The 21,881-nt window shown below is 67.1% G+C and carries 21 protein-coding genes; 3 read left to right on the forward strand and 18 right to left on the reverse strand.

What is annotated here, in order from left to right:
• Window positions 1-113: 113 nt before the first annotated feature.
• On the reverse strand, window positions 114-1,352 hold the full coding sequence (locus VNJ48_RS07740; protein WP_325600762.1) for an IS110 family transposase: 1,239 nt from the start codon (window positions 1,350-1,352) through the stop codon (window positions 114-116).
• Window positions 1,353-1,708: 356 nt separating this feature from the next.
• On the reverse strand, window positions 1,709-2,902 hold the full coding sequence (locus VNJ48_RS07745; protein WP_325600764.1) for a hypothetical protein: 1,194 nt from the start codon (window positions 2,900-2,902) through the stop codon (window positions 1,709-1,711).
• Window positions 2,903-3,003: 101 nt separating this feature from the next.
• On the opposite strand from VNJ48_RS07745, the gene VNJ48_RS07750 reads away from it, so the two are divergent.
• Window positions 3,004-3,192, forward strand: coding sequence for a hypothetical protein (locus tag VNJ48_RS07750; protein WP_325600766.1), 189 nt, complete (start codon window positions 3,004-3,006; stop codon window positions 3,190-3,192).
• A 99-nt stretch (window positions 3,193-3,291) separates the two neighbouring features.
• On the opposite strand, the gene VNJ48_RS07755 is transcribed toward VNJ48_RS07750, so the two are convergent.
• From VNJ48_RS07755 to VNJ48_RS07780, 6 genes are all read right to left on the reverse strand, one after another.
• The gene (locus VNJ48_RS07755; RefSeq protein ID WP_325600768.1) at window positions 3,292-4,716 is read right to left on the reverse strand and encodes a hypothetical protein; all 1,425 of its coding nucleotides are present in this window, start codon (window positions 4,714-4,716) and stop codon (window positions 3,292-3,294) included.
• A 1,130-nt stretch (window positions 4,717-5,846) separates the two neighbouring features.
• A complete protein-coding gene (locus tag VNJ48_RS07760; protein ID WP_325600770.1) occupies window positions 5,847-7,568 on the reverse strand; it encodes a TraM recognition domain-containing protein in 1,722 nt (573 codons plus the stop codon).
• A complete protein-coding gene (locus VNJ48_RS07765) occupies window positions 7,568-8,023 on the reverse strand; it encodes a hypothetical protein (protein WP_325600771.1) in 456 nt (151 codons plus the stop codon). Before VNJ48_RS07765 ends, VNJ48_RS07760 begins: the two co-directional genes overlap by 1 nt.
• Window positions 8,020-9,096 (reverse strand): ArdC family protein, encoded by a 1,077-nt coding sequence (locus tag VNJ48_RS07770; RefSeq protein ID WP_325600773.1) that lies wholly within the window; start codon window positions 9,094-9,096, stop codon window positions 8,020-8,022. Before VNJ48_RS07770 ends, VNJ48_RS07765 begins: the two co-directional genes overlap by 4 nt.
• Window positions 9,093-10,487 (reverse strand): VirB4 family type IV secretion system protein, encoded by a 1,395-nt coding sequence (locus VNJ48_RS07775; protein WP_414689927.1) that lies wholly within the window; start codon window positions 10,485-10,487, stop codon window positions 9,093-9,095. The genes VNJ48_RS07770 and VNJ48_RS07775 overlap by 4 nt, the downstream gene beginning before the upstream one ends.
• A 92-nt stretch (window positions 10,488-10,579) precedes the next feature.
• Window positions 10,580-10,981, reverse strand: a complete 402-nt coding sequence (locus tag VNJ48_RS07780) for a hypothetical protein (RefSeq protein WP_325600777.1) — start codon at window positions 10,979-10,981, stop codon at window positions 10,580-10,582.
• A 433-nt stretch (window positions 10,982-11,414) separates the two neighbouring features.
• On the opposite strand from VNJ48_RS07780, the gene VNJ48_RS07785 reads away from it, so the two are divergent.
• Window positions 11,415-12,701: a hypothetical protein gene (locus tag VNJ48_RS07785; protein ID WP_325600779.1), complete on the forward strand. Its 1,287-nt coding sequence runs from the start codon at window positions 11,415-11,417 to the stop codon at window positions 12,699-12,701.
• Between the two features lie 9 nt (window positions 12,702-12,710).
• On the opposite strand, the gene VNJ48_RS07790 is transcribed toward VNJ48_RS07785, so the two are convergent.
• The 4 genes from VNJ48_RS07790 to VNJ48_RS07805 are packed head-to-tail and all read right to left on the reverse strand — an operon-like array spanning window position 12,711 to window position 16,125.
• Window positions 12,711-14,165 carry an SCO6880 family protein gene (locus tag VNJ48_RS07790; protein WP_325600781.1) on the reverse strand — a complete coding sequence of 485 codons (1,455 nt, stop codon included), beginning with the start codon at window positions 14,163-14,165 and terminating at the stop codon, window positions 12,711-12,713.
• On the reverse strand, window positions 14,162-15,466 hold the full coding sequence (locus VNJ48_RS07795; RefSeq protein WP_325600783.1) for a conjugal transfer protein TrbL: 1,305 nt from the start codon (window positions 15,464-15,466) through the stop codon (window positions 14,162-14,164). Before VNJ48_RS07795 ends, VNJ48_RS07790 begins: the two co-directional genes overlap by 4 nt.
• A gap of 39 nt (window positions 15,467-15,505) precedes the next feature.
• Complete coding sequence (locus tag VNJ48_RS07800) at window positions 15,506-15,802, reverse strand: DUF6112 family protein (protein ID WP_325600785.1); 297 nt, start codon at window positions 15,800-15,802, stop codon at window positions 15,506-15,508.
• A 32-nt stretch (window positions 15,803-15,834) separates the two neighbouring features.
• The gene (locus VNJ48_RS07805; protein WP_325600787.1) at window positions 15,835-16,125 is read right to left on the reverse strand and encodes a DUF6112 family protein; all 291 of its coding nucleotides are present in this window, start codon (window positions 16,123-16,125) and stop codon (window positions 15,835-15,837) included.
• Window positions 16,126-16,239: 114 nt separating this feature from the next.
• Between VNJ48_RS07805 and VNJ48_RS07810 the strand changes: the two genes are divergently transcribed.
• Complete coding sequence (locus VNJ48_RS07810) at window positions 16,240-16,752, forward strand: hypothetical protein (protein WP_325600789.1); 513 nt, start codon at window positions 16,240-16,242, stop codon at window positions 16,750-16,752.
• Window positions 16,753-16,846: 94 nt separating this feature from the next.
• On the opposite strand, the gene VNJ48_RS07815 is transcribed toward VNJ48_RS07810, so the two are convergent.
• The 6 genes from VNJ48_RS07815 to VNJ48_RS07840 are packed head-to-tail and all read right to left on the reverse strand — an operon-like array spanning window position 16,847 to window position 21,778.
• Complete coding sequence (locus VNJ48_RS07815) at window positions 16,847-17,965, reverse strand: C40 family peptidase (protein ID WP_325600790.1); 1,119 nt, start codon at window positions 17,963-17,965, stop codon at window positions 16,847-16,849.
• A gap of 7 nt (window positions 17,966-17,972) precedes the next feature.
• A complete protein-coding gene (locus VNJ48_RS07820) occupies window positions 17,973-18,641 on the reverse strand; it encodes a hypothetical protein (protein ID WP_325600792.1) in 669 nt (222 codons plus the stop codon).
• Between the two features lie 48 nt (window positions 18,642-18,689).
• On the reverse strand, window positions 18,690-19,673 hold the full coding sequence (locus VNJ48_RS07825; RefSeq protein ID WP_325600794.1) for a ParB N-terminal domain-containing protein: 984 nt from the start codon (window positions 19,671-19,673) through the stop codon (window positions 18,690-18,692).
• Entirely contained in the window at window positions 19,666-20,511 is an 846-nt protein-coding gene (locus VNJ48_RS07830) for a serine/arginine repetitive matrix protein 2 (RefSeq protein ID WP_325600796.1), read from the reverse strand. The genes VNJ48_RS07825 and VNJ48_RS07830 overlap by 8 nt, the downstream gene beginning before the upstream one ends.
• Window positions 20,508-20,849 carry a hypothetical protein gene (locus VNJ48_RS07835; RefSeq protein ID WP_325600798.1) on the reverse strand — a complete coding sequence of 114 codons (342 nt, stop codon included), beginning with the start codon at window positions 20,847-20,849 and terminating at the stop codon, window positions 20,508-20,510. The genes VNJ48_RS07830 and VNJ48_RS07835 overlap by 4 nt, the downstream gene beginning before the upstream one ends.
• Entirely contained in the window at window positions 20,846-21,778 is a 933-nt protein-coding gene (locus VNJ48_RS07840) for a bifunctional DNA primase/polymerase (RefSeq protein WP_325600800.1), read from the reverse strand. Before VNJ48_RS07840 ends, VNJ48_RS07835 begins: the two co-directional genes overlap by 4 nt.
• Window positions 21,779-21,881 lie beyond the last annotated feature (103 nt).

Raw genomic sequence — 21,881 nt, forward strand, 5'->3', positions numbered from 1 at the left:
GCACCGTGCGCCGACGGGCAGGGCGGCACCGCCCGCGAGACGTCGAGTCGGGGATACCCCAAAGGCGGCGGAAAGACGCACTCATCGCGGCAGACATCCCAGGTTCTTAGAAGTCAAGCAGCGGTCGTGGAGTGGTGTGCCCAGGCAGTGTGTTCGTCGTAGGCCGTGTGGGTCTTCAGGCAGCCGTGGAGGATGCCGACGAAGCGGTTGGCGAGCTGGCGGAGCGCGGCCTCGTGGCCAATCTTGCGGTCGCGGAGCTGGTGGTAGTAGGCCGTTGCTCCCGGTGATCCGCGCAGTGAGCAGAACGCCCACTGCTGGAGGGCGTCGCCGAGCCTGCGGTTGCGGGCGTAGCGGGCGATGACGACTTTCTTGGTGCCAGAAGCCTTGGTCACTGGTGAGGTGCCGGCGTAGTTCTTACGCGATTTCGCATCGGCGTAGCGGTCCGGGTCGTCGCCGAACTCTCCCAGGATCCGGGCGCCGAGGATCACACCGAGGCCGGGCAGGCTGAGATAGATCTCAGCGTCCCGGTGCCCGCCAAAATGTTCGCCCACCACCGCCCCGAGCCGGTCGATCTGGGTGTTGAGCGCGGTGATGACCGCGACCTCGCTGGCCACGACCGCGGCGTAGGCGGCCTGCAGCACCAGCGGCTGGCGCAGCTCGGGTGCGGCAAAGATCTTCCTCAGCCGTTGTGCCCTCTCATCGACGCGACGCCGGCGGGCGCGCTTGAGAGCCGCGGTGATCACCGTCGCGCTGAGCCGGGCGGCCTGGTCGGGCTCCGGTGCCCTGGCCAGCAGCTCCAGGGCATCGGGTGCGTCCAGGTCCTCAAAGGCCAACAGGGCTGCGGGAAAGTACTCCCGCAACGTCGAGCGCAGCCGGGCCACGTGACGGCTCCGGTCCCAGATCAGCGACTGGTGGGTGCGAGCGGTCAGCTTGATCGCCTCACCCAGGTCGGTGTCCTCAGCGACCGGTCGATGGTGGGCACGGTCCAGGCGGACCATCTCGGCCAACAGGTGCGCATCAGCAGCATCAGACTTCGCTCCCGAGGTGGAGTGCCGCTCGCGATAGCGGGCCACCGAGAGCGGGTTGACCGCGAAGACCTCGTAGCCGGCCGCGACCAGCGCAGCGACCCAGGACCCGCGGTCGGTCTCGATGCCGACCTTCACCAACCCAGCGGCCTCAGCGGGATCGCGATCGACCCAGTCATCAGGCATCTGCGCCGCGATCAGCGAGTGCAGCCTCGTGATTCCCTCGAGGCCCTCGGGCAACCGTCGCCGGGCCAACATCTTTCCGTCGTCATCGACGATCTCGATGTCGTGATGGCCCTCTGCCCAGTCATCTCCCACGAACAACATCAGCGCTCCCCTCTCGGGTCTGCACGGTGCAGACACCCTCGGCAGCGCGGAAGAGGCAGCCAGCGATCTAATGGTCAAGTGCTCACCGCAGACCTCACGGGGCACAACATCCCAGCAGCGGTTTCGCCTCCTCACGACCAGCAGGCGCACGGTCTGCCGCAAGACCTCAAAAGTCAGATCCGAAGAGTGCTGACCTGCTAGCCGCTACCAGAACCAAGCCTGTCAAACCGGCTCGGTAGAAGCCATTAGATCCGGGCCGGGCAGTCGGCATCCGGGGACGCCCCTGTGATGCGGCAGATGGAGGAACGGCCCGACCGGAACCAAGACGAGCTTCGACGCCGCGAGGCCGCGTCCAGCTAGTCGACGTTGGGCAACAACGCGGACAGCACCGCCTCGGTGACCATCAGGTTCGTCTGAGCCGTGTGCATGTCCCCCACCGATGCGTGCTTGCCAGCGTTGAGCCGGCTGATGAGCTCCCCCACCGACGCATCCAGGGCCTGGATCTGAGACAGCACGAGCTTCCGCTCCTTCTTGCGGCCTCGCATCAGGAAGCGGACCCGTGCACTGCGCGTGATGCGACCGTCCTGCTCGATCTCCTCCACTGCCAGGCCACCGTCTCCGGCCGCCCACAGGCGGACCGCGTCGTCGGGTGCCACGGCACGCAGGGTCCGACTCAGCGCCTCGAGGGAGGCGTTGCTGGCCGATGACAACGCCGCAGGTCCGGGCTGCCCGATGTTGTGCCAGCCCTCTTGCAATAGCGCGACCGCGGTCGTGTCGTGCTTGCCCACCCGGATGTAGAGCGCGTGACCGCTGGCGTCGCGAGCTGCCCGCCACGGCGCGATGATCTCGGTCTCGATAATCTCGACGACCACGTCGAACTCATCCTGGTCGTCCTCCTCCACGAGGAGCGAGTCGCGGGCGACCAGCCCGTTGATGGCGAAGCTGTGTGTCTCTGCGGCGGCCCACCCCACGGGGGACTGCACATCGATCACCTTCAGCCAGGAGTCGAAGCGGATCACGGGCTTGGCCGAGATCATCAGGGCGGCCATCAACGGCTCGACCTGGAATCCGGCCAGCAGACGGTCGGTGATCAGCGCCTGCTTCTGCAACCCGGTGAAGGACTTCGCGTACGACGCCCCGACAACGAGCTCGTGGGCTCGCATCACGTCTGAGAACTGTGAGCTGATCCCCAGGGTGCGGGCAGTCTGCAGGGCGGTGATCTTCGCGATCAGGGTTTGATCGGGCCAGGGGCGATTCATCTTTGCGAACCGCTCTAGGAGCTTCTCGGCCCCGGCCACCTGACTCATGAGCGAGCTGTTGAACTGAGGTCCGGCGAGCATCTTCGTCAACCGCGACTGGGCGTCCAGCGCTGCGACGATCCCGTGGGGTCGGCCCAGCGCGCCTCGGGTGGCCCGCTTCTCCAAACCGCCCTGGGCGCCGGGCACCGAAAGAGCATCGCTGGAGGTCCCCGGCTCGGCCTGGTCTTGCGCGGGGTCCTGTTCGACCGGGGCCGCGAGCTCACGCTCGATCTCGGAGGCGTCATCGTTCACGCGACGATCGTAGTTCTCGTGCGACCCTACCGACGGCTCACCGACGATGCCGTTGCGCCCACCGGACGGCCTCTGAGGCAGGAAGTTCGATCGCCCGCAAAATGCGTGTCGTTGTCATGGGCAAGACGTATGTGCTGTGGATCGTGACGAGCCGACGCGAGAAGGCAGAGCAGGACGAGGCCGTCGCCGAAGTTCGGCTGGAGGGTGTGCTGCCGCGCAAGGTGGCCAGCTTCTCCATGAGCGAGGCTCCGGGGAACATCGCCGCGTCCGGAGACGGGCGCAGCGCGTAGCCGCAGCACTGCGAGAGGGCGATCGCGGCGGTCTGTCGCACATTGCATCTGAGCGGCTGCGATCCGCCGGGAGCACTCCAGGACTTCTTGGGATCGGGATTAGTCTGTGGTGGTCATCATGAGACGTTCCTCGGCTTGGCTTCGAAGCCAGTTGATCTGCGGATGCTTCAGGATCGCTTCGAAGGTGGATTCTGGCGCCTCGCAAGCACGAAGCATGCACATCGCAAAGAGCCAGTACGTCTGTTCAGCGAGAACGTGTTCGCCCGCTTGGCCAGTGGTGCGGAAGGGGTCGTCATGGTGTGCGAGCTGGTTCCGCACCCGACTGACCTTCTTCGCCCAAGCCTGGGCATCTTCGCCGATCAAGCTCTCGAAGCCAGAGCCTGCGTAGGCGGCGCCTTCGAAGATGCGGTCGGCGAACCAGGGGTCGACCAGCTTCTTATTGTGCAGCACCTTCGGGGCGTCCGGGCGGCGTACCTTGTCGAAGCGTTCAAGCGCGGCACAGGTGTTCATGATGCGGTCTTCCAGGTACATCGCGTCGGTATATCTGGTTGCCATGACGCGGCGGAGTTCAGTGCGGTACGTCGTGGCGGTTTGGAGCCAGCGTTGGATGCTGTCGGGGCCGCCGAACTGGTCGAGGCTGAAGTACAGCTCGTGGCTGCGAACTGTCGCGGCGTCGTTTCCGCGGTGTGCCCATCGGTTCAGGTAGGTGATGTCGTCGCGGAACCCAGGCGCGGGTGTGCCGTCGAGTTTGTACTGGTGCAATTTCGGGTGTTGGAGTACGGCACGTGTGATGTCTGCGGTCTTGCCCACGCCGATGGTGACCAGGGCCCGGATGTCGGTTGCGATGTCGGTGAATCGCTCCAGTTCACCCATCGGCTCGATCTTGATGACGAGTCGCCAAGACTGCTCGACCCCGCTGGTGTGTTCGTGGTCACCGGTGTGCTCCAACGCTTGGCGGATATCCACCGCCGCGCCGCCATGAGCGGCTGAGAATGCCGGCAACCGGTGCCCCTTGATGACGGCATAGGGCCCGTCGGCGTCTCCATGCAGTCGGGGGTACACGGTCTCGAGACCTGACGTGTCCACCCAGCTGGCGAGGTGGCTGAGGTCGAAGATGGCACGGTCGGCCTCGATGTCGGCCGGGTCGGTGTACCAAGCGCCGTGGAGGACGGCGCCGGCCGTGATGTGTTCGGGGTACTCCTCAAGTCCGTTGAAGCCGACGTTGTTGAGGCTCAGCGAGTGAAGGACGGTGTATGCCTCCTGCTGTCCCGTGCTCGTTGTGTGGCTCCCGTGAATGACTGGGTAATGCCGGTCGAGCTTGGACGGTCGTGCGCGGTACTTCTGCACGTTGCCGTCAGGGAGATGGTTGTCCAAGATTTCCAGCTCGCGTAGTTCACCCATGAGCTGAAGGTCGCCCCCCTCGTCAGGATCCCAAGTGAGACGTCCGGGAACACGGCGCTTCGGGTGCTCAGGAAGCCACCAGTAGGCGAGGAAGTCGAGGCGGTCAGGCTTGATGTCATTCATCCGTCCAGAATGGGCCGTTCCACTAACATCCGCGGGCGACGCGCGACGCGGCTGTTAGACGTTTGTCGACAGGATCGGCATCTGGCCAGACTCGGTCCAGTTGTCCGGCGGGAGTCTCTCCACGCGGCTGCCCACCCAGCTCGGGTGTGGCTCTCCTCCGGTCTGCATTCCGTCGGGCACCGTGACGAGGCGTGGCTCCGAAGGGGACTGCCCAGCTCATAGCAGCACTGCCCACCTCGCCGTCCCTATCGGCACAAGGACAAGCAGGAGAACCGCAATGGGCAAGGTGATCATCGGGGTCGATCCCCACAAGCTGTCGGCCACCATCGAGGTCGTCGACCGACACGAGAAGCCCCTCGGAACTGGCCGGTTTACCACCGACCAGGCCAGCTTCACAGCGATGCGGACCTATGCGAAGACCTGGCCCGACCGGGTCTTGGCGATCGAGGGATCCAACGGCGCCGGCCGCCGCTGGCGCACCGTCTGCTCGAGGCGGGCGAACACGTCGTGGACGTGCCGGCCAAGCTCGCCGCCCGGGTCCAGCTATTCGACACCGGCCACAACCGCAAGACCGACGCCCGCGACGCCCACTCGATCGCAATCGTCGCGTCCGCACCACCACGCTGCGGGTGCTGCGACCCGACGGTGAGCTCGAAGCACTACGGATGCGGTGCGATCGCCGCGAGGAACTCACCCGGCTCCGAGTCCAGACCGTGAACCGGCTCCAACGACTGCTGTCTGAGCTGGTCCCGGGCCAAGCCAAGAAGGACCTCACCGCCCTGCAGGCAACGAGGCGACGTGCGACAGCTCAACAACATGAACCTGCTCACCAGGAGGAAGAGCAACCCCGTGTCGGGGTTCCTCAATTGGTTCAGCCAGGACGACGACCAAGGGCGCAGGGACTTCTCCTGTCTCACGAGTCTGAAAGTCGCATGCCCAGACACTGACGTGACGGAGGGAGCAGAAGCGTCTTCAACAAGCATTCGCCGACGCCGCCGACGTCGCAGGCACATCGGCGATGGCTGCCGCCTTCTGAGGCCTCGGACCTGAAGTAACGGTGGGAGGTAGCGGTTCGGGTCGCGTCATATTGGGCCGAAGTGGGCTTACCGGCGTCGGCAACCAGCGGGGGGCTATCGAGCTGCCCACGGACGCAGGCTTGTCACAATCGGTGGCGCGCTGCGGAGCACAATGAGCCCCGCGCCGAACGGCAGCGTTCGGATTCGCTCTGGCGGCATGACCTGGACGCGTCGGGTGGAGCGTTGCGTCGAGCGGGCGCCGTGCTCGCTGATGGTGATGCTGTCCGTACGCTCGTCCCGCTCGCCGATGAGAGTTGAGAGCTCCTGGAGGTCTTTCGAGGCTGAGGCGCCGCCGAGGATGACTTTGACGATGCTGGCGTCCCAGATGGTGCTGGCGGCGTGCTCGCCCCACCTGCTGCGTGCTTGGGCCAGGGATTGCAGGACGGGCATGGTGGTGATGCCGGTGCCGCCGCCTTCGGCCATCAGCATCGGCAGTGAGGGGAGGGGGGCGAGGTTGCCGATTTCGTCGAGGGCGAGCAGGACGGGCGGGTCGAGTCGCGCACCAGCAGAGGCTGCGGCGAGGCGGCGTGCGGTTTCGGTGAGGTCTTCGATGAGGGCGGCGACCAGGGGCCAGGAGGCGCTTGAGCCGGCGCCGGTGGCGAGCAGGTAGAGAGTCCCGTTGTTGGTGAGGAACTCCTCCGGGTCGAAGTGCTCGCCGGGGTCGGGGTTCACCGCGTCGAGGACGCGGGGGTCTGCCAGGGAAGCGAGCGATTGGGCGACGCCCATCCAGATGGAGTCGCGGGTGCGGGGGTCGGCGTTGATCATGGTGCCGAGTGCGTCGCCCCAGCCGGTCGCTGCGGTCCGGTGACCGGTGAGGATCCCGACGGCGTCGGCTGCCGCGGAGGGAGTCAGGGACCACTCGAACAAGGTCCTCGTGGTTAGGCGCTCGAGCGCTGCTGCGTGGAGCAGAGCTTGGAGCGCGGTGCGGGTCTTGCCTTCCCAGAACCCACCCGAGTCCACGCCACCGGACGACAATCCAGTGGACGCGGCGAGCCCGGCGGCGCGGATCATCGCGGTCAGGGGGTCCTCGCAGCCGCGAACCGGTGACCAGCGGACACCGGTGGCTTGTACGTCGTCCAGGCCGGCGGTGAGTTGCTGTGGGTCGAACACGGCGACCGGTCCGCGTGCCTGCCTGGCGTGGAGGGTGGCCGTGATGTTGTCGGGGCGGGTGGAGGTCGTGACGACGGCGCCGGGTGCGTCGAGGATCGCGTTGATGACCAGGTGCAGGCCTTTGCCGGAGCGGGGTGGTCCGATCACCAGGATCGAGTCTTCGACCGAGGCCCAGATCTCGCGGCCACGGCTGTGACCGAGGAGGTAGCCGACCTCGTCGGCGTTGGGGTGTGCGAGTGAGGGGCGCAGGGTTCGTCCGCGGTGTAGGAGTGCCTTCTTGGAGGCGGCTGTGTCGATATCGCGGCGGGTCGCGGTTCCGGCGATGCGGTGGGGGTCGCGGGCATGGCGATGTCGGTTCCCCGCGATCACGAGCCAGACGATCCACGCCAGCGCAGAGCAGAGGCAGATCAGGGCGGCGACGACGAGCCAGTAGACCGACGCGGGAAGCCCTGGCGCGTTGAGTGCGGTGGAGGGGTCTGTCGGGTGGGCGATGACGCGAAACCCGGCAGCGACTCCTTCGCGTGGTCGTCCAACGCCCGACAGGACGGCGGCGAGAGTGCCGGCACCGTGCAGGAGCATGGAAAGGCCCATCGCGGCTAGGAGCCCGACAAGGGCGAGGTTGACGAGTTCGTCGTCGATTCCTCGGGCCCGCGTCTGCATGGTCATCAGTCGACGCTCGCGATCACTTGTGAGGTCATTCCGAGCAGGACGAAGCCTTCGCGTTTCACAGCAAGCAGTGCCGGTGGGAGGTGCAGGGCCGTGCTCCCGTCGCCATCAGCGGTCTGGTGTGCGATGACGTACGCGATGGCAATCTCTTCGCCGGGCTGGAAGCCGGTGCCGTTGATGCCAGGAGCATCGACGCGGGTGGCGTGCCGCTGAGCCAAGACGGGTTCGCGTACCGGTGGCGTTGCGATGTCGGCGTACGTCGTCTTGTCGGACTCGGTGACTTCAACGCGGACGGGGGAGTCGAGTGCCGTGGTGATCTGGTCGAGAACGTCGCTGAGCTTGCCGCGTGAGAGCGGGCCTTCGGTGTCGTGGGGTTCGCCGTCGACATCCACGTGAAGTACCCCGCTCTCGGTGACCTGGACATGCACGGTCGGCAGGAAGACGGGGATCTTCATAGGCCGAGCCCCGTCTCGTGTCGTACGGCGTGGTCGACGGTTGGGGTGGACCTGCGTGGGGCGGGGATGCCCCGTTCGAGGCCGGGAGGGTCACCGTTGCCGATCTGGGGGGTGTCGAGTTGGTCGAGGATCCCCAGTGCTGTCGTCCGGACGCGTTCGGCGGTGGCTTGCACGACCTCGACCGCTGTCTTCCCTGGCACCCTCGCAGCCCAGGTGGAAACGTAGGGGATCGTGTAGGCGGAAGTATCGACTCCGTGCGCCGCGTGAACCACGAGCGAGATGGACTCGGCTTCCACCTCGGCAATACCCCGATGCATCGCCGCATTGGCACTGGGAGCCACGTCGTCGTTGGCGGTCGAGGGTGCGTGGAGCAGGACATGGCCAAGTTCGTGGCACAGCGATTTTGATTGTGCTGAGTCGTCCATGTCCATGCGCACCGACACCTCGCGGGTGAGGAAGTCGGTCAGCCCGTTCGCGCCGCCGAGTGCCGCGGCCGAGGAGACCAACCGCAGTTCGTAGCCGTGCGCGGTGATCTGATCGGCGAGTCCGTCCCACAGCCCTGCGGGTGCTTCGCCCTGCAGGAGGACGGGTCGCGGTAACTCGTCGATCGGATCCCCGGCGGTTTGCGAGACGTCCCACACGTGCGCTGGTTTGAGACCGATGAGTCGGGCCTTCACGGTCTCGCCGCGGGGGGGCTTCTCTCCGCTCGCCAACCGGCGCCACGAGGTGGGGTCGGACGGGGTGGTCGAGGCGAACCGGGCGGTGACGGGCGCGAGGATCGGGTACCCGGTCTGGCCCTTGACCACGTGACGGCCGAGCGTGAGCCATTGGCGGAAGCCCGCGACGTACGTCGGTGTCGGTTCGGGTACGCGCCCTGCCTCGTACGCCGCAGCGTGGGCGGTATAGATCAGCATGGTGTTGCGAAATGACCGTGATCTGAAGCGCGCGGCGAAGGTCAGCGCGCGATTCCAGTCTTCGCCGGTGACGAGCGCGGAGACGGCGTCGGTGAGCATCCCTTGGACCCGTTCCAGGTGTGCCTCCCGGGCGGCACGAGAGCGAACTTGAGTGCTCATCGCGCCTGCCCTCCAGTCATCCGGGCTGACGTGTCGAACAACTCGAGTTCGGCGGGATGCATCTGATGCTGGCAAACGAAGGAGCGATCCTTTATGCGCCAGAGCCCCTGCCCGGTACCCAGCGTGGGGATCAGAGACTGCTCAGTACGGGTGAGTCCGAGCGCGGCTGCGGTCGCGCCGAGTTGGTCGGACTCTTGGCGGTAGACGATCCGGGTCTCGGCGTTGGCGAGCAGCGAGGAGGCCAGCGCGCGCATCGCGGAACCCTGGTCGCCAACGTTGTCGAGGTCGGTGAGCTTGTGGAAGATCAGCATGTTCGCGATCCCGTAATGCCGAGCCATGCGCCACTGCGCGTCCATCCTGCGCAGCAACGCCGGGTGCGACATCAGGCGCCACGCTTCGTCGTACACGACCCAGCGTTGACCGCCGGCGGGGTCCATGAGCGCAGACTCCATCCAGGCTGAGGCGCAGGTCATCAGGACCGAGGTGAGGGTGGCGTTCTCGGCGACGCGGGACAGGTCGAGGGAGATCATCGGCAGCTCCGGGTCGAACCTGACGGTCGATGGTCCGTCGAACAGGCCGGCGAGGTCACCCGCGACAAGGCGGCGTAGCGCGTGCCCGACGAGTCGTCCGTCCTCGGCGAGCCGTCCCTCGTGGTCGTCGTCCGGATCGGGGGTGAGGAGCCGGTCGACGACCATCGGGAGGACGGGCACTTCGGCTCCGCGGACGGTGCGGTCAATCGCGACGTCGACCGCGGTGTGTTCGAGCGGCGTGAGCCTGCGGTCGAGGACGGTCTCCGCGAGCGCTCCGACGAGATCCCGTCGACGCGAGGCGACCTGGCTACTCCATTGGATGTCGTCGACGCCGGAAGGCCGGTGGCCTTCGTCGAGTGGGTTGAGCCGGTTCGGCATCCCGTGGCCCAGGGCGATGGCTCGGCCGCCGACGGCTTCGGCGACTGCGGTGTGTTCGCCCTTGGGGTCGCCGGGGACGTAGACGCGGCGGCCGAAGGGGATGGATCGGGTGTAGAGGCTTTTGGCCAGGCAGGACTTGCCGGAGCCGACGATGCCGGCGAGGACGAGGTTCGGTGCGGTGATCAGCCCGTTGGCGTAGAGGACCCAGGGGTCGTAGACGAAAGAGCTGCCGGAGTAGAGGTCCTGGCCGACGAAGACGCCCTCGCTGCCCAGGCCGCCTTCGGCGAGGAACGGGTAGGCACCTGCGAGGGTGGCGGAGGTGTCCTGATGGCGAGGGAGACGAAACCGACCGGGTGTGCGGAGCGCTGCGGGGCCGGGTTCGCCGGCTTTGGGGAGTACGGCGGTCTCGCGCCGTTCGGCCTTGAGGTCGTCGTACCTCCGCTTCTCCGATTTACGGCGTGCGTTGCGATCAGCGGTCACCATCGACCGGGCCGTGGCCACGCGGAGCTTGCGGTCCTTGCGTCGCTCCTTGGTCGGCGACACCAGGACCGACGTGTGCAGCCGCTCGTCGTTGGTCACAGGGACAGCCCGGCGTTCGGGGCGGGACGCCGGCGTGGACGATCCGGTGCGTTGGCGGCGTAGGTGATGCTCGACTCGATCTCGTGGGCCCGGTCGACGCACTCGGCGACCTGGTGGAGCATCTCCGCCGCTCGGTGGAGTTCCCATGCGACGCGGTACGACGCCGCCCGCCCAGCATGTGCGTCACCACCCACGCTCACCCCGCGCTCGGCCGGTTGGTCGCCGAGATCCCCGAGTTGATGAAGGGACTGCGACATCGACGCGAGCGACGAACTGAGGGCACCCAGGACGGGGTAGACAGCGGTGGGGTCGTTGACGGATCTGGTGGTGTGCGCGAGTCCGCGGGCTGCTTCACGGAGTTCCTCGGCCTCGGCGGTCGGGTCGTTGAAGGTGGGCATTGCAGGCTCCTCATCGATGGGCTGTCATCGAGGAGGTGCGCAGGGGGTGTCCGTGGTGCCTACCTCGACCAGTCGCTGTGCCGTCCTACGCTGGCGGGGTGGCTGACCTGACGGACCTTGCCTGAATTGCGAAACTTTGATGCGCTGGGGGAGACCTCTCAGAGCGCTGTGATGGCGGCGGCTACATCCGCCCATGTTGCGAAGGGGCGCCCTGCCGCTGACGGGTTGAGGGTGGCTCGGGGCGTGAAGAACCCGCAGGAGTCTCGGGTCTCCTGCGGGCTCTGGAATGATTCTGCACCGGGTGAGATTGCGTTGTCTCCGGAATCTCACAGTTTGTCGGTTGGGCGATCCTCCGCGTGGTGTCGGAGGTCCGTGCAAGGATCGCGCAGCGCCCGAAAAGGTGCTTCAACTCACCCACCTTCAGGACCAGGACATGGACCACGAGATCCAACTCATCAGCGACGGCGGCGGCTTGGCTGTCATCGGTGATCCCACCGCGGTGGAACTCTTTCTCGCGTCCGAGGGGATGGCATCAAAGGACCTCGCCTTGCCGCGGCTCGCATCTGTCCTGAGTACCGGAGCGGGTGCGGCGCAGGTCGGTTCCGAGATCACTGCCAATTCGGGGCGTTGGGTCAAGTTGTCTGAGGAGTCCGCGCAGGCGATGAAGAAGTACGGGCTCAGAAAAAGCAAGAAGACTGGTCTCGAGACAGGTGTGTTGAAGGGGGACAAGGGTCAGGTCAAGGGCTTTGTCGAGTTCGTAAAGGGTCCTGGCACCGCCTTGTCGAACCCGGCCATGCTGGCTGGGGTTGCCGGGCTGATGGCGCAGCTGGCGATGCAGCAGACCATGGATGAGATCACCAACTACCTCGCCGTAATCGACGAGAAGGTTGACGATGTGCTGCGCGCCCAGAAGGACGCGGTGTTGGCGCGCATGATCGGTGTGGGCTTCGTGATTGAGGAGGCCATGACTCTGCGGGAGAGCCGGGGCAGGGTCGACGAGGTCACGTGGTCGAAGGTGCAGGGGGCGCCGGCGACCATCGCGGAGACGCAGGCGTACGCGTTGCGTCAGCTCGATGCCCTCGCGGAGAAGCTGGAACGCAAGTCGAAGGTCGGCGACCTGGCGGATGTGGCCAAGGAGTCGGAGTCGAAGGTGCAGGAGTGGCTGGCCGTTTTGGCGCGCTGTTTTCAGTTGCAGGACGCGATCGCGGTGCTCGAGCTCGACCGCGTGCTCGATGCGTCCCCGGGTGAGTTGGACGGGCATCGTCTGGGTCTGAAGGCGGCCAGGAACGACCGCTTGGACCTCATCTCGCGCTGCACCGATCGTCTGATGGCACGCATGGACGCAGCTGCGGGCACGGCCAATGCCAAGGTGCTGTTGCACCCCACCAAGTCGCGTGCGGTGGTGCACTCGAGCAATAACGTCGGAAGCGCTGTGACCGATTTTCACGGGCGACTCGGCATCGAAGGAAGCCGAGCATCCTTGGATGCTCGGCGCTGGACCGACGCGGCCACCGACGTGAAGGACCGAGCCTTCGACACGGGAGCGGACGGCGTCGACGCCGCCAAACGATTCGGCTCCCAAACGATCGGGAAGGCCAAGTCGACCGGCGACAAGGTCTCCAGCCGTGTCTCTGCGCGAGTACACCGTCGAAGGATTGACGACATGGAGGCAGCCGAGGACAACCAGGCTGACGCAGATTCAAGCCACGAGCAGGCGTGAACGGGTCGCTCACATGCTCCGAGCCAGAGGCAAAGCTGCTGTCGCAAAGCCCTGAGCCTGCTGGCCCCACAGCCGACGTGTCTCGCATGATGCCTGAATGGCTGCCTGCTCGACTGCGGCCACAGCCCGCTCGAGTTCGTCAGGATCGTTCGCGCTGACCGCGACAAGGCCAGTCGCCCGGAGGACGCCGTGGCCGGCGGTGAGGTCGGCTTCCTGTTGGAGGACGTCTTGGTACTCGGCGCTCTGTTGAGCGTCCTCGATCTGGCCGATCTTCTGGCGCTGGGCGGCGTCGGAGATGTGCTCGGTCTTCTTCTTGCGGATGTCGCGAGCGGCTCGGTCGGTGCGCATGGGTGTGTAGAGCAGCGTGAACGTGCGCCGAACGCCGGATGAGAGCAGGAGTGGGGCGAGGAAGCCGGGGAAGACGAGCTGGCGTGGCCATTCGCTGATCCAGAGGACGCAGTGGCGGGCCGAGTCGCTGCGGAGGCTTCCCCAGGATTCGGTCACGGCGACGGGGCCGGCGGTGGCGAGGTCGCGGCCGAGGTTGCCGTGGCGTTCGAGGGCGCCGGCGACGGCGGGGTCGTAGGCCGAGCGGAGGATGAGGGCGAGGTCGCCGGGGGTGAGCCAGGCGCTGGGGGAGAGGTCGGCTGATTTCAGGGCGGCGGTGACGGTCGCCATCTCCTGCCGCAGCACTGCGGCCGCGCCCCGCTTGCCGCCGCCTGCGGCGCGGATGCCCCGTGCTGCGGTCTTCATGTCGAGGGCGATCGAGATGGTGGTGGCGTGGCGTTCACCCGCTGGTCCGGCGCGGTCGACGAGGTCGGCGTACGTCTGCGATGCCCAGGAGTCGTCGTGGGTGCCGTGGCGTTGCCACCAGTCGGCCAGGCCCTTGCCGGAGTCGGGGAGGGTGCGTTCCATGAGCTGCAGTGAGGCGAGCCGTCCGGAGCGGCAGGCAGTCGCGAGGACGCGTCCCCAGGACACGACGCGGCGTTCCTGTTCGGCGGGGTCGAGGAGTACGAACGCTGGGTGGGTGACGCCGACGATCGCGGTCAGAGTGGCGGCGTGGGGGTCGTGCACCATGACCGCGCCTGTCTCGGTGTCGACCCATTGCCGTAGCCGGGCTGCGTCCCCGGGGAGAGCGAGAGTTCCCGCGGGCCGGGGTTTGAGGATGCGCTTCCTGTAGGTGAGTTGTCCGCCGGTGGAGCGCCACACCCACACCAGTCCGATCGGTGCCCACTCGACGAGAGTGCGGCCGCCAACGCGGACGAAGGCCACCGTGAGGCAGGCGGTAATGACGGGTACGGCGAGGACGACGACGCCGACGTACAGCCCCAGAACCAGAGATCCGGCAGCCAGGCCAGTCATGACGAGCTGTGGTCCGGACAGGCCCAGCAGTACGCCGCGGCGTACGAGGCGGGAGAACTTGATCGGCGTCAGGGCGGGCTCCGACGCGGTGGCCGGGGTGGTCACGTGCGGTCCTTCCGCTCTGGGTGTTCGGGCAGGGTCGTGTCAGCAACGTGCGGCGGCACCGAGTTCGATGGGGCGGGTTGGGCTCCGTTGGTGTGGCCGGCGGCCATCGCGGCGACGTACCCACCGAATCGAGGGCCTGCCGAAGCTGCCTCCTTGGCGAGCATTGCTCCTGCGCCGACGAGTCCGCCGGCCGCGGCCGCGCCGCCGGACGTACCCGCGCCCGCGGCTGCTCCGCCTCCGGAAGAGCCACCACTACTGCCGGCTCCACCAGCCGCAGGAGCACCGCCACCGGAGGGGGCAGACGGTGCCGGTGCCGGCCCGCCACCCGCCGTACCTCCGCCCCCGCCACCTGACCCACCGCTGTCGCCAAGGACCTTGGCTGGCTCGCTTCCTGAGCGGCCGCCCAGCGGTACGGGCATGGGTCGGTTGAGGGCGGACTTGGCTTCCTGCTCGGCCGACATCGCGTGGTACATGTCGAAACCCATGAAGGCGATCGCCTTGTAGGTCAGGTAGGGGGCGAACCCGGCCATCAGCATGAGTACGACGCCGGCGATCGGTTGGCTGACCGACTGCAGGTCGGAGTCAATCGGTGCAGAGACCTGTGCAGTTGCGATCAGGAAGATCACGACCAGGACGACCTTAGACAGGATCATCGCGATCACGAAGGACGCCCAGCGGGCGACCCAGCCTCGGGTGTGGTCCCAGCTCGCGCCGGCCAGCGCGATGGGGGCGAAGACGATGGCGATGAGGAGCAGTGCCTTGCGGATGAGGAGGCTGAACCAGACGGTGAAGGCGCCGATGATCGCGAGGCTGGACAGGAAGATCGTGAGGATCACCCCGGCACCGGGGGAGGCGAGCGTGATGCCACCGAGTCCGGCGGCCAGGACCGCGATTCGCTCGCCCATCTCGTCCATGTTCGTGCCAGCTGCGTTGACGATCCCGATGCAGAGTTGGTCGGTGACCTGGAGAGCCGTGGCCAAAAGGGTGAGGGCGACGAAGGAGCCGAGGATCGATTTCGCCAGTCCGAGGGCGGCGCGGGACAGCGCAGCGGGTTCGCGGCGGATCATGCCGCCGATGACTTGAAGCATGAAGAACCCGAGCATCACGAAGACCGCGATGCCGAACATGATGTTGTAGACCTTGGTGTAGTGCCCGCTGGTCACGTCGACGTACGTGGTGGTGTCGATGGCCTTCCAGACGTTCACGAACAACCACTCCGCGGTGGCGCCCATGGCCTGGGCCAGCCACTCGAAGGGGGCGGTGACGACCGCGCCGGCTGCCTCGCCGGCAATGTTGCACACCGGGCGTAGTTGAGGGATATCGCAGACTCCCATGGCTCGTCAGACCCTCTGGCCGACGTTCCAGAAGAAGTTCACCAGGGTCACCGAGGCACCGCAGGCGATGGCGGCTCCGAGGGCGACGAGTACGCCGAGTTTGCCGCGGCCGGCGAGGTGGGGGTTGGAGGAGTTCGACCCGAGTGCCCACACGATGGCGGCGATGATCAGAGCGAGCACGGCGAGGATCAGGCCGATAGTCATCGAGGCGCCGACGATCTTGCGGAGCTCGCCGATGCCGGGCAGGCCGTCGGAGTTCGGGCTGATCGTGATGTCGAGCGGCAGCAGCAGCAGGTGGCGCATGGGAGTCTCCTGGGACGTCTGGGTGGGACGTCCTACAGGTGAGCGCCCACGTCCAACAGCCAGTTGGCCCACGCCAGCGCGCCACCGGTCAGGGTGGCACCGGCGATGGCGACCAGGACTCCGGTCTTGGCCTTCTGTGCGGTATGCCAACTACCTCCGCTGGCGGCCAACGCCCAGGTCGTCGCGGAGACGATGAGCACGAGCACAGCGACGATCAGGCCGTAGGTCAGCAGGGCGCCGACGATGGCGCGGAGATCGCCCGCGCCGCCGACGGCACCGAAGTCTGGTCCGACGGCTGCGGGTTCTGCGGTTGGGGTTGTCATATCAGGGAGGTGCGTGGCCGCAGCCGCTGAATTGTCGGTTGTTTGCGTCAGGATGTCCGAAGCGACCGCGGCGCGCCCGGACCGGTTCCCATCTTCGTCCCGAGAGAGACTTCCATGAACGAGAACGTCAAGGCTTTCGTACAAGGCTTGATCGGCAACCCGCCTGCAGACCTGGCGTTGGCGCTTGCTGACGATCCGGACTTACGGGTGCGCTACTTCAGGGAGTTCGACCTCGACGATCCGCTCTACCCGCATCTCGTTCAGGACGCCGAACAGGTGCTGCCCGAGTTGATCCGCAGGGCCAGCCTCGGACAGACGATCACCTTCACCGAGTACGTGGATTTCCTCGGGCGTGGCAACAAGCGCCGAGTGAACGGCGGGACGATCAACGCCATTGCAGCGCTCTGCATCACTCAGGGTCTCCCACCGCTGTGGACTCTGCTCGTCCGCGCGGCCACGGGCATGCCCGCCGACTTCTGGCGCGAGCACACGGACAAGGAGAAGGCAGACCGCCAGAACGAGTGCTTTGCGTACTACGGAGCAGTCCGTGAGCCCGAAGGCGGCGTCCTTGACATGTGCCCCAACTGCTTCACCGAGCGGACGCCGTCCGGCACCTGTATGTGCTGATTCCCCAACGCTGCGGGCAGGTTCTCGCGGCGCCGGGGTTCGGCGCCGGGGGGCTTGCTTAGGGTCGCAGGAACGGTGGTCGTGGTTGCGTCTGCTAGCCGAGACGGCGAACGGTCATGATTTCGCCTGCGAACTCGCCGATCGTGCCGTAGCGCACGACGTCCCCAGTCCTTGGTGCGTGAAGGATGCGATCGCCGCCGACGTAGATCGCGACGTGGTGCGGACCGCTGGCGCCGGGGTAACTGAAGAAGATCAGGTCGCCGGGCAGTTTGTCCGCCCAGGCGATGCCGCGCCCAGCGTGGATCTGGGATCCGGAGTAGTGGGGGAGGCGGATCTTGCCGCCTGAGGCTTGGTAAGCGGCGTACAGGACGAGTCCGGAGCAGTCGAAGCCGCCGCCGGTGGGTCCTTCGAAGTTGCCGCCGCCCCAAACGTAGGGGTGGCCGAGTTGAGTGGCCGCTGCGGCGATCAACGCGCCGGCGAACCCCTCGGGGAGATCGATCGGCACCTCGCCGCCGCCGTCCGCGCATGACAGGCCGACAGTGAAGGCGACGCCGCTGAGGGTGGCGAGGATGGCCTCCGCGACCGGCTGGTTCACGGCGTACCGATCTGGATAGGCGGAGACCTGCACTGCCTGAGCGGCAGCTCCGGGTTCGAGGGTCTGCCAGTCGGGGATGTCGAGCAGCCCACGGGGTGAGCCGTGGTTCGGGCCGGTGTGTCCGCCGTAGAAGGCTCGCGAGGACCACACGGGGTCCATGAGGTTGTCGACCGTGCCCCACCCGGCGGCGGGCCGTTGTTGGAACAGCCCGACGGAGTCGTGGTCGCTGCCGTTGCCATCGTTGGGGATGTTCGCAGAGCCGGGGTAGGCGCCGGTGTTCGAGAGGACCCGTAGCGACGATTCCGTGAGGGCTGTCATGAGGGCGATGAGTTGGCCCCGTGCCGGGATGTCCTGGTTCTTGCCGGTGGCGATGATGGTCGCGGCTCGGGTGAGTTGCTGGTTGCTGAGGGTGACGGTCTCGCCGTTGGTGTTGACCGCGCTTAGTGTGGTCGGGACGGGGCTGGCAACTGCGAGGCTCCCTGCACCCTGGTCGTCCCACATGCATGAGCCCGAACCGGCCGCGGCGGGGCTGATGAGTGTGGCCACACCGACGACGGCGGCGCCTGGGGCCAGGAGGACGACAGCCGCTGCTCCGGCCACGAACATCTTCATGCCCATGGGTCGTTCACCTCAGCGGGTTGTCGAGTTGGGAGAGGCGCAGCACGTGGCAGCGTTCGAAGGCCGGTGGGCACGCGACGAACACGGTGAACGAGACGTCGTACGACGTTTGGGCCGGCTCGTCGTCCCACACCCCGTGGCGGTGGCGGGTGCCGATGATGGTGACGGCGGTGGTGCCAGGACGGAGTTGGCCATGAGCTTGTTCGACTGCGGCCGCCCAGGTGTCGGGCACGACGGCTTCATCAATCGTCAGGGACTGCGTGACGTCCATCGTGGCCAGGTCGAGCCACTGGTCGATGGTGGGCAGGTAGGTGGCAACGTCGGTGAGGAGACCGGGAGTTTCCTCACCGGAGGGATCTGCGTCGGCGAGCACGGCGGCGGTGTAGTCGGTGGGGAGGAAGCCCGTGGTGGTGTCCCAGTCGAAGAGAGAGATTGCGACGGCGCGGGAGTACGCGATGGGGTCGTCCGTCCGGGGGAGCGAGCGATCCTCCAATGAAGCCACCGGAGTGGACGTGACCGTGATCGAGCTGTCCGCCACGGGCCGGGCCTCCGTAACGCCGCTTGTGGGTCGCTCACCTGGTGATCGGACGAGGCCGTAGACCCCGACGGCCAGTGTCACGAAGGCGAGGACGCCAACCGCGATGAGGAGCAGTTGGCGGCGGGTGAGTTCGAGCATGACGTCTCCGATCGTCAGGGGGAGGGTGGCGTCGTTGAGGTGTACGGGCTACGCCGAGGCGAGGGCGTGCCGCGTTTCGCGGAGCCGGTCGGCGAAGTCGTTGGTCTCAGCGACCACCCGCGCGAAGAGTGCGACCTCGTCGTCGGTGAGCTGCTCGGCGAGCGCCTTGACGTCGTACAACTGGGACCAGCCGTCGAGCTCGGTCCAGGTCAGGATGAATGAGCGAAGGCTGCGATAGCGCGGCTCGGTGGGTTTCCGCTTCAGGCCGCGCATCCCTTTGCGGGCGTCGCGTTGCCGCACGCGTTCGAGGGCCTCTGCTGCCAGGCGGGTGAGCTCCTGCTGCTCGGTGCTCTGCTGCGGGTCGGGCTTCCGGGCCAGCTCGTCGGCGGCCTTGACGCGCTTGTACGCCGGTTCCACTGGTCCGCCCTTCTCGATCTCGGTCAGCATGTTGCGGGCGTACTGCCGCACTGTGGCTGGCCGTTCCGGATCCTTGCTGACCCTCTCGATCCAACCCACCTGTTCGAGCCGCGAGTAAGACCTGGTGCCCGTGAGCAGCAACGCCGCCTGCACGCGGCTGTCGCCGCTCCCGCGCGGTCCCGTTGATCCGGCGGCACCGTTCACTCCGCCCGAATCACCATCGGCTCCGAACCGCGTGGCCGCCTGACGATGCGCTGCCTCTTCGTCGGTGAGTCGCTTCACCTCGTCGTACAGGTGCGACAGCTCCAACTGCGTGAATGGCTTGCGCTGCTCGTTCTCATCCTGCTGGGCGAGGACCTGAGAGAGTTCGTCGGAGATGCCAGAACGGACCCATACCTTCAAGGTGCTCCAGCCGAGCCGGCGTACTGCCTCCAGACGACGTTTGCCGCACACGAGCACCCCGTCGGGAGTGACCGTGATCGGCTGCAGGAGGCCGACCTCTTCGATCGAGCGTGCGAGCGCGTCGATGTCGCCGAGCTCCTTGCGGTGACGGATGCCGACGGTGATCGAGTCGATGGTGCGCTCGAGTTCGATGTGACCTCTGGTGTCAGGCATCGATTCGCCTGGCCTTCTTGGGGGCGGTCTGGCTGATCTCGGCCACGAGGGCGTCGTCGGCCATGAACTCGGCCGGCTCGTAGCCGCACAGGAACAGGGTGAGCAGGCCGTGGCCGGCGAGGCTGCTTTGGAACTCCGGTTCGGGGTCCCCGAGGACTAGTCGCAGCAAGGTACCCCAGGCCTCGCGGTTGAGGTCGAGGGCGGCGCGCCCCATCTCGTCGCGGCGCAGCAGCGAGTGGGCTGCGGACCGGTTCTTGGACTCGGTGAGCCGCGTGGCGACGTAGTCCACCGCGCAGGTGGCGGTGTTGTTGGGCCAGCCCAGCGAGGTGAGCAGGGCGATGATCATGTCGGCGGCTTCGGCAGGGGAGGTGTTGCGCTCCATCCCACGCCGAAAGTGTGGATCCTGCTCTCGCTTCAGCATTGCCGGTGCACGCATCGCGGGGTGGTACTCCAACACGTCGTTCTCGTACTCGCAGAACCGGCGAGCGTCGTGGTTGCTCCACATGACGTGACGGCGCGCCTGCGGATTCGAGCACAGCAGCCCGGCCGCGCGCTCCTCGGCGATCAGGCTGACCTGCACGGCGCGAGTGACCACCGCCCAGGGATCATCGGCTGTCCGGACGGCGCGGGTGCGCATCGCGTCGAACGCGGCGTACCCCGAGTCGTCGGGATCGCAGCCATGATTGGTCGCGAGCCAGCGGTACTTGCGGATCGCGAACCTCATCAGCCGTTCGGCCTCGGGGTCCTCGCGCCAGGCCCAGTAGCCGACCAGGTCCAGGTCGTGGAGGCGGTAGAGGACCTGCCGCAGGCCCTCACCGGTGACGAAGTGCTCTCTCATAGTCCGATGCCTTCCTCTCGTGGAGCAGGTCGCTCCTGTGTGGAGTGGTGGATGTGGCGACGTACGGCTCGTGTGGCCTGCACGGGAGCGCGGCGTGTGCGGCGGATCAGCTCGGCCTGGAGATCGATGCCCCGGCCGACGAGCGGGCCGGTGAAGGCCGCGAGCTCGGTGGGGCGCACCCAAGCGACGCGCCTGGACGACTGCGGGGGCTGCTGCGTCGTGGGCAGCGAGGGATCGGCGCGGTGGGCCAGTTGGCTGACGGCCTCGCCGGCCTCGGCGGAGGGCACCTGCGCAGGTGGCTGGTAGCTGTGGCGGCGGTACTCGGCGTGGCTGTTCACAGCCCGATCACCTCACTGCGTCGGGCAGAGCCTGGGCGGCTCACGGCGGGGGTCCTCGATGCGATCCGGTAGGCCGAGCAGATGGTGGACTCGATCTCACTCTCAGGCAACCCCGCTTGTTTCGCACCGGTGCCGATGGTGGCCATGGCGACCTCGATCGGGTGCCTGCCCTTGGCTGCTTCGCAGGCTGCCCAGAACAGGCCGCCATTGCGGTTGCCTTCAGGCAGTCGCGCGACCCAGGCCGCGAGGCGGGCAGGACTGGTCCCGATCTCGGTGGCCGGCCCGTGAGGCTGAGGCATTCGACGGGGCGGGTCGAGGAACCGCCTCAGCCTCGCGGCGTCCAGTGGGGTGGGGGCGTGGTTCGCGACGGCGATGACCTCGTACGCCGTCGGCGCGCCACCGATCTCGATTCGCGACGGCGGGGCGATGACGTACCCGCCGTCGCCGCGGAAGTCGATGTGCGACCTGGGGGACTGCCAGCAAGGCTGCTTGTCACTCGTCGGGGGGTAGTAGGCGTGCAGTCCGCCAGAGGGGGTGCGGACGAGCCACGCCCAGCTTTCGGCGAGGCCTCGGGTCCGGGCCTGTTCGAAGGCCCCGTAGCCGCTGCCAGCCTCGTGGACGTCAACATCGACGACGAGTACGCCGGTGGCCGCGCCGGTCGGGAGGCCGATGTTCGCCTCGGGGGTGCGGTGCCACCACTGCTGGACGGCCTTCGGGTCAGTAGCGGCGTCGTGGAAACCGTTCGGTGTCAGCGGTTGCTTGGCGCCGGGTACGCAGGGGAAGACCGGGATGCCAAGGTTGGCGTAGCGCAGCGCGGCGGCGGCGAGCGTGGGTTCCGCAGCGACTCGTTGCATCGTCGAGACCGACCACCTCGGGACCGGGTTGTTGGGGTCGAACATGCCCGCAACGATGCGCCGCCAGGTATCCATGATTTCGGGATACCTGACCGGATTCGGGAGGGGGATACCTGCGTTTGCGCAGGTCAACAGGTATCCCTAAGTCGTTCGCGAATCCGGGCTGACGAAGGCGAAG

The organism is Nocardioides sp., assembly GCF_035576065.1.
Taxonomy (GTDB): Bacteria; Actinomycetota; Actinomycetes; order Propionibacteriales; family Nocardioidaceae; genus Nocardioides.

Coding starts and splice junctions, on each gene's coding strand:
- VNJ48_RS07740 (WP_325600762.1), bottom strand. CDS start 1,352: ATGTTGTTCGTGGGAGATGACTGGGCAGAGGGCCATCACGACATCGAG.
- VNJ48_RS07750 (WP_325600766.1), top strand. CDS start 3,004: ATGCGTGTCGTTGTCATGGGCAAGACGTATGTGCTGTGGATCGTGACG.
- VNJ48_RS07755 (WP_325600768.1), bottom strand. CDS start 4,716: ATGAATGACATCAAGCCTGACCGCCTCGACTTCCTCGCCTACTGGTGG.
- VNJ48_RS07760 (WP_325600770.1), bottom strand. CDS start 7,568: ATGACCATGCAGACGCGGGCCCGAGGAATCGACGACGAACTCGTCAAC.
- VNJ48_RS07765 (WP_325600771.1), bottom strand. CDS start 8,023: ATGAAGATCCCCGTCTTCCTGCCGACCGTGCATGTCCAGGTCACCGAG.
- VNJ48_RS07770 (WP_325600773.1), bottom strand. CDS start 9,096: ATGAGCACTCAAGTTCGCTCTCGTGCCGCCCGGGAGGCACACCTGGAA.
- VNJ48_RS07775 (WP_414689927.1), bottom strand. CDS start 10,487: ATGGTGACCGCTGATCGCAACGCACGCCGTAAATCGGAGAAGCGGAGG.
- VNJ48_RS07780 (WP_325600777.1), bottom strand. CDS start 10,981: ATGCCCACCTTCAACGACCCGACCGCCGAGGCCGAGGAACTCCGTGAA.
- VNJ48_RS07785 (WP_325600779.1), top strand. CDS start 11,415: ATGGACCACGAGATCCAACTCATCAGCGACGGCGGCGGCTTGGCTGTC.
- VNJ48_RS07800 (WP_325600785.1), bottom strand. CDS start 15,802: ATGCGCCACCTGCTGCTGCTGCCGCTCGACATCACGATCAGCCCGAAC.
- VNJ48_RS07805 (WP_325600787.1), bottom strand. CDS start 16,125: ATGACAACCCCAACCGCAGAACCCGCAGCCGTCGGACCAGACTTCGGT.
- VNJ48_RS07810 (WP_325600789.1), top strand. CDS start 16,240: ATGAACGAGAACGTCAAGGCTTTCGTACAAGGCTTGATCGGCAACCCG.
- VNJ48_RS07815 (WP_325600790.1), bottom strand. CDS start 17,965: ATGGGCATGAAGATGTTCGTGGCCGGAGCAGCGGCTGTCGTCCTCCTG.
- VNJ48_RS07820 (WP_325600792.1), bottom strand. CDS start 18,641: ATGCTCGAACTCACCCGCCGCCAACTGCTCCTCATCGCGGTTGGCGTC.
- VNJ48_RS07825 (WP_325600794.1), bottom strand. CDS start 19,673: ATGCCTGACACCAGAGGTCACATCGAACTCGAGCGCACCATCGACTCG.
- VNJ48_RS07830 (WP_325600796.1), bottom strand. CDS start 20,511: ATGAGAGAGCACTTCGTCACCGGTGAGGGCCTGCGGCAGGTCCTCTAC.
- VNJ48_RS07840 (WP_325600800.1), bottom strand. CDS start 21,778: ATGGATACCTGGCGGCGCATCGTTGCGGGCATGTTCGACCCCAACAAC.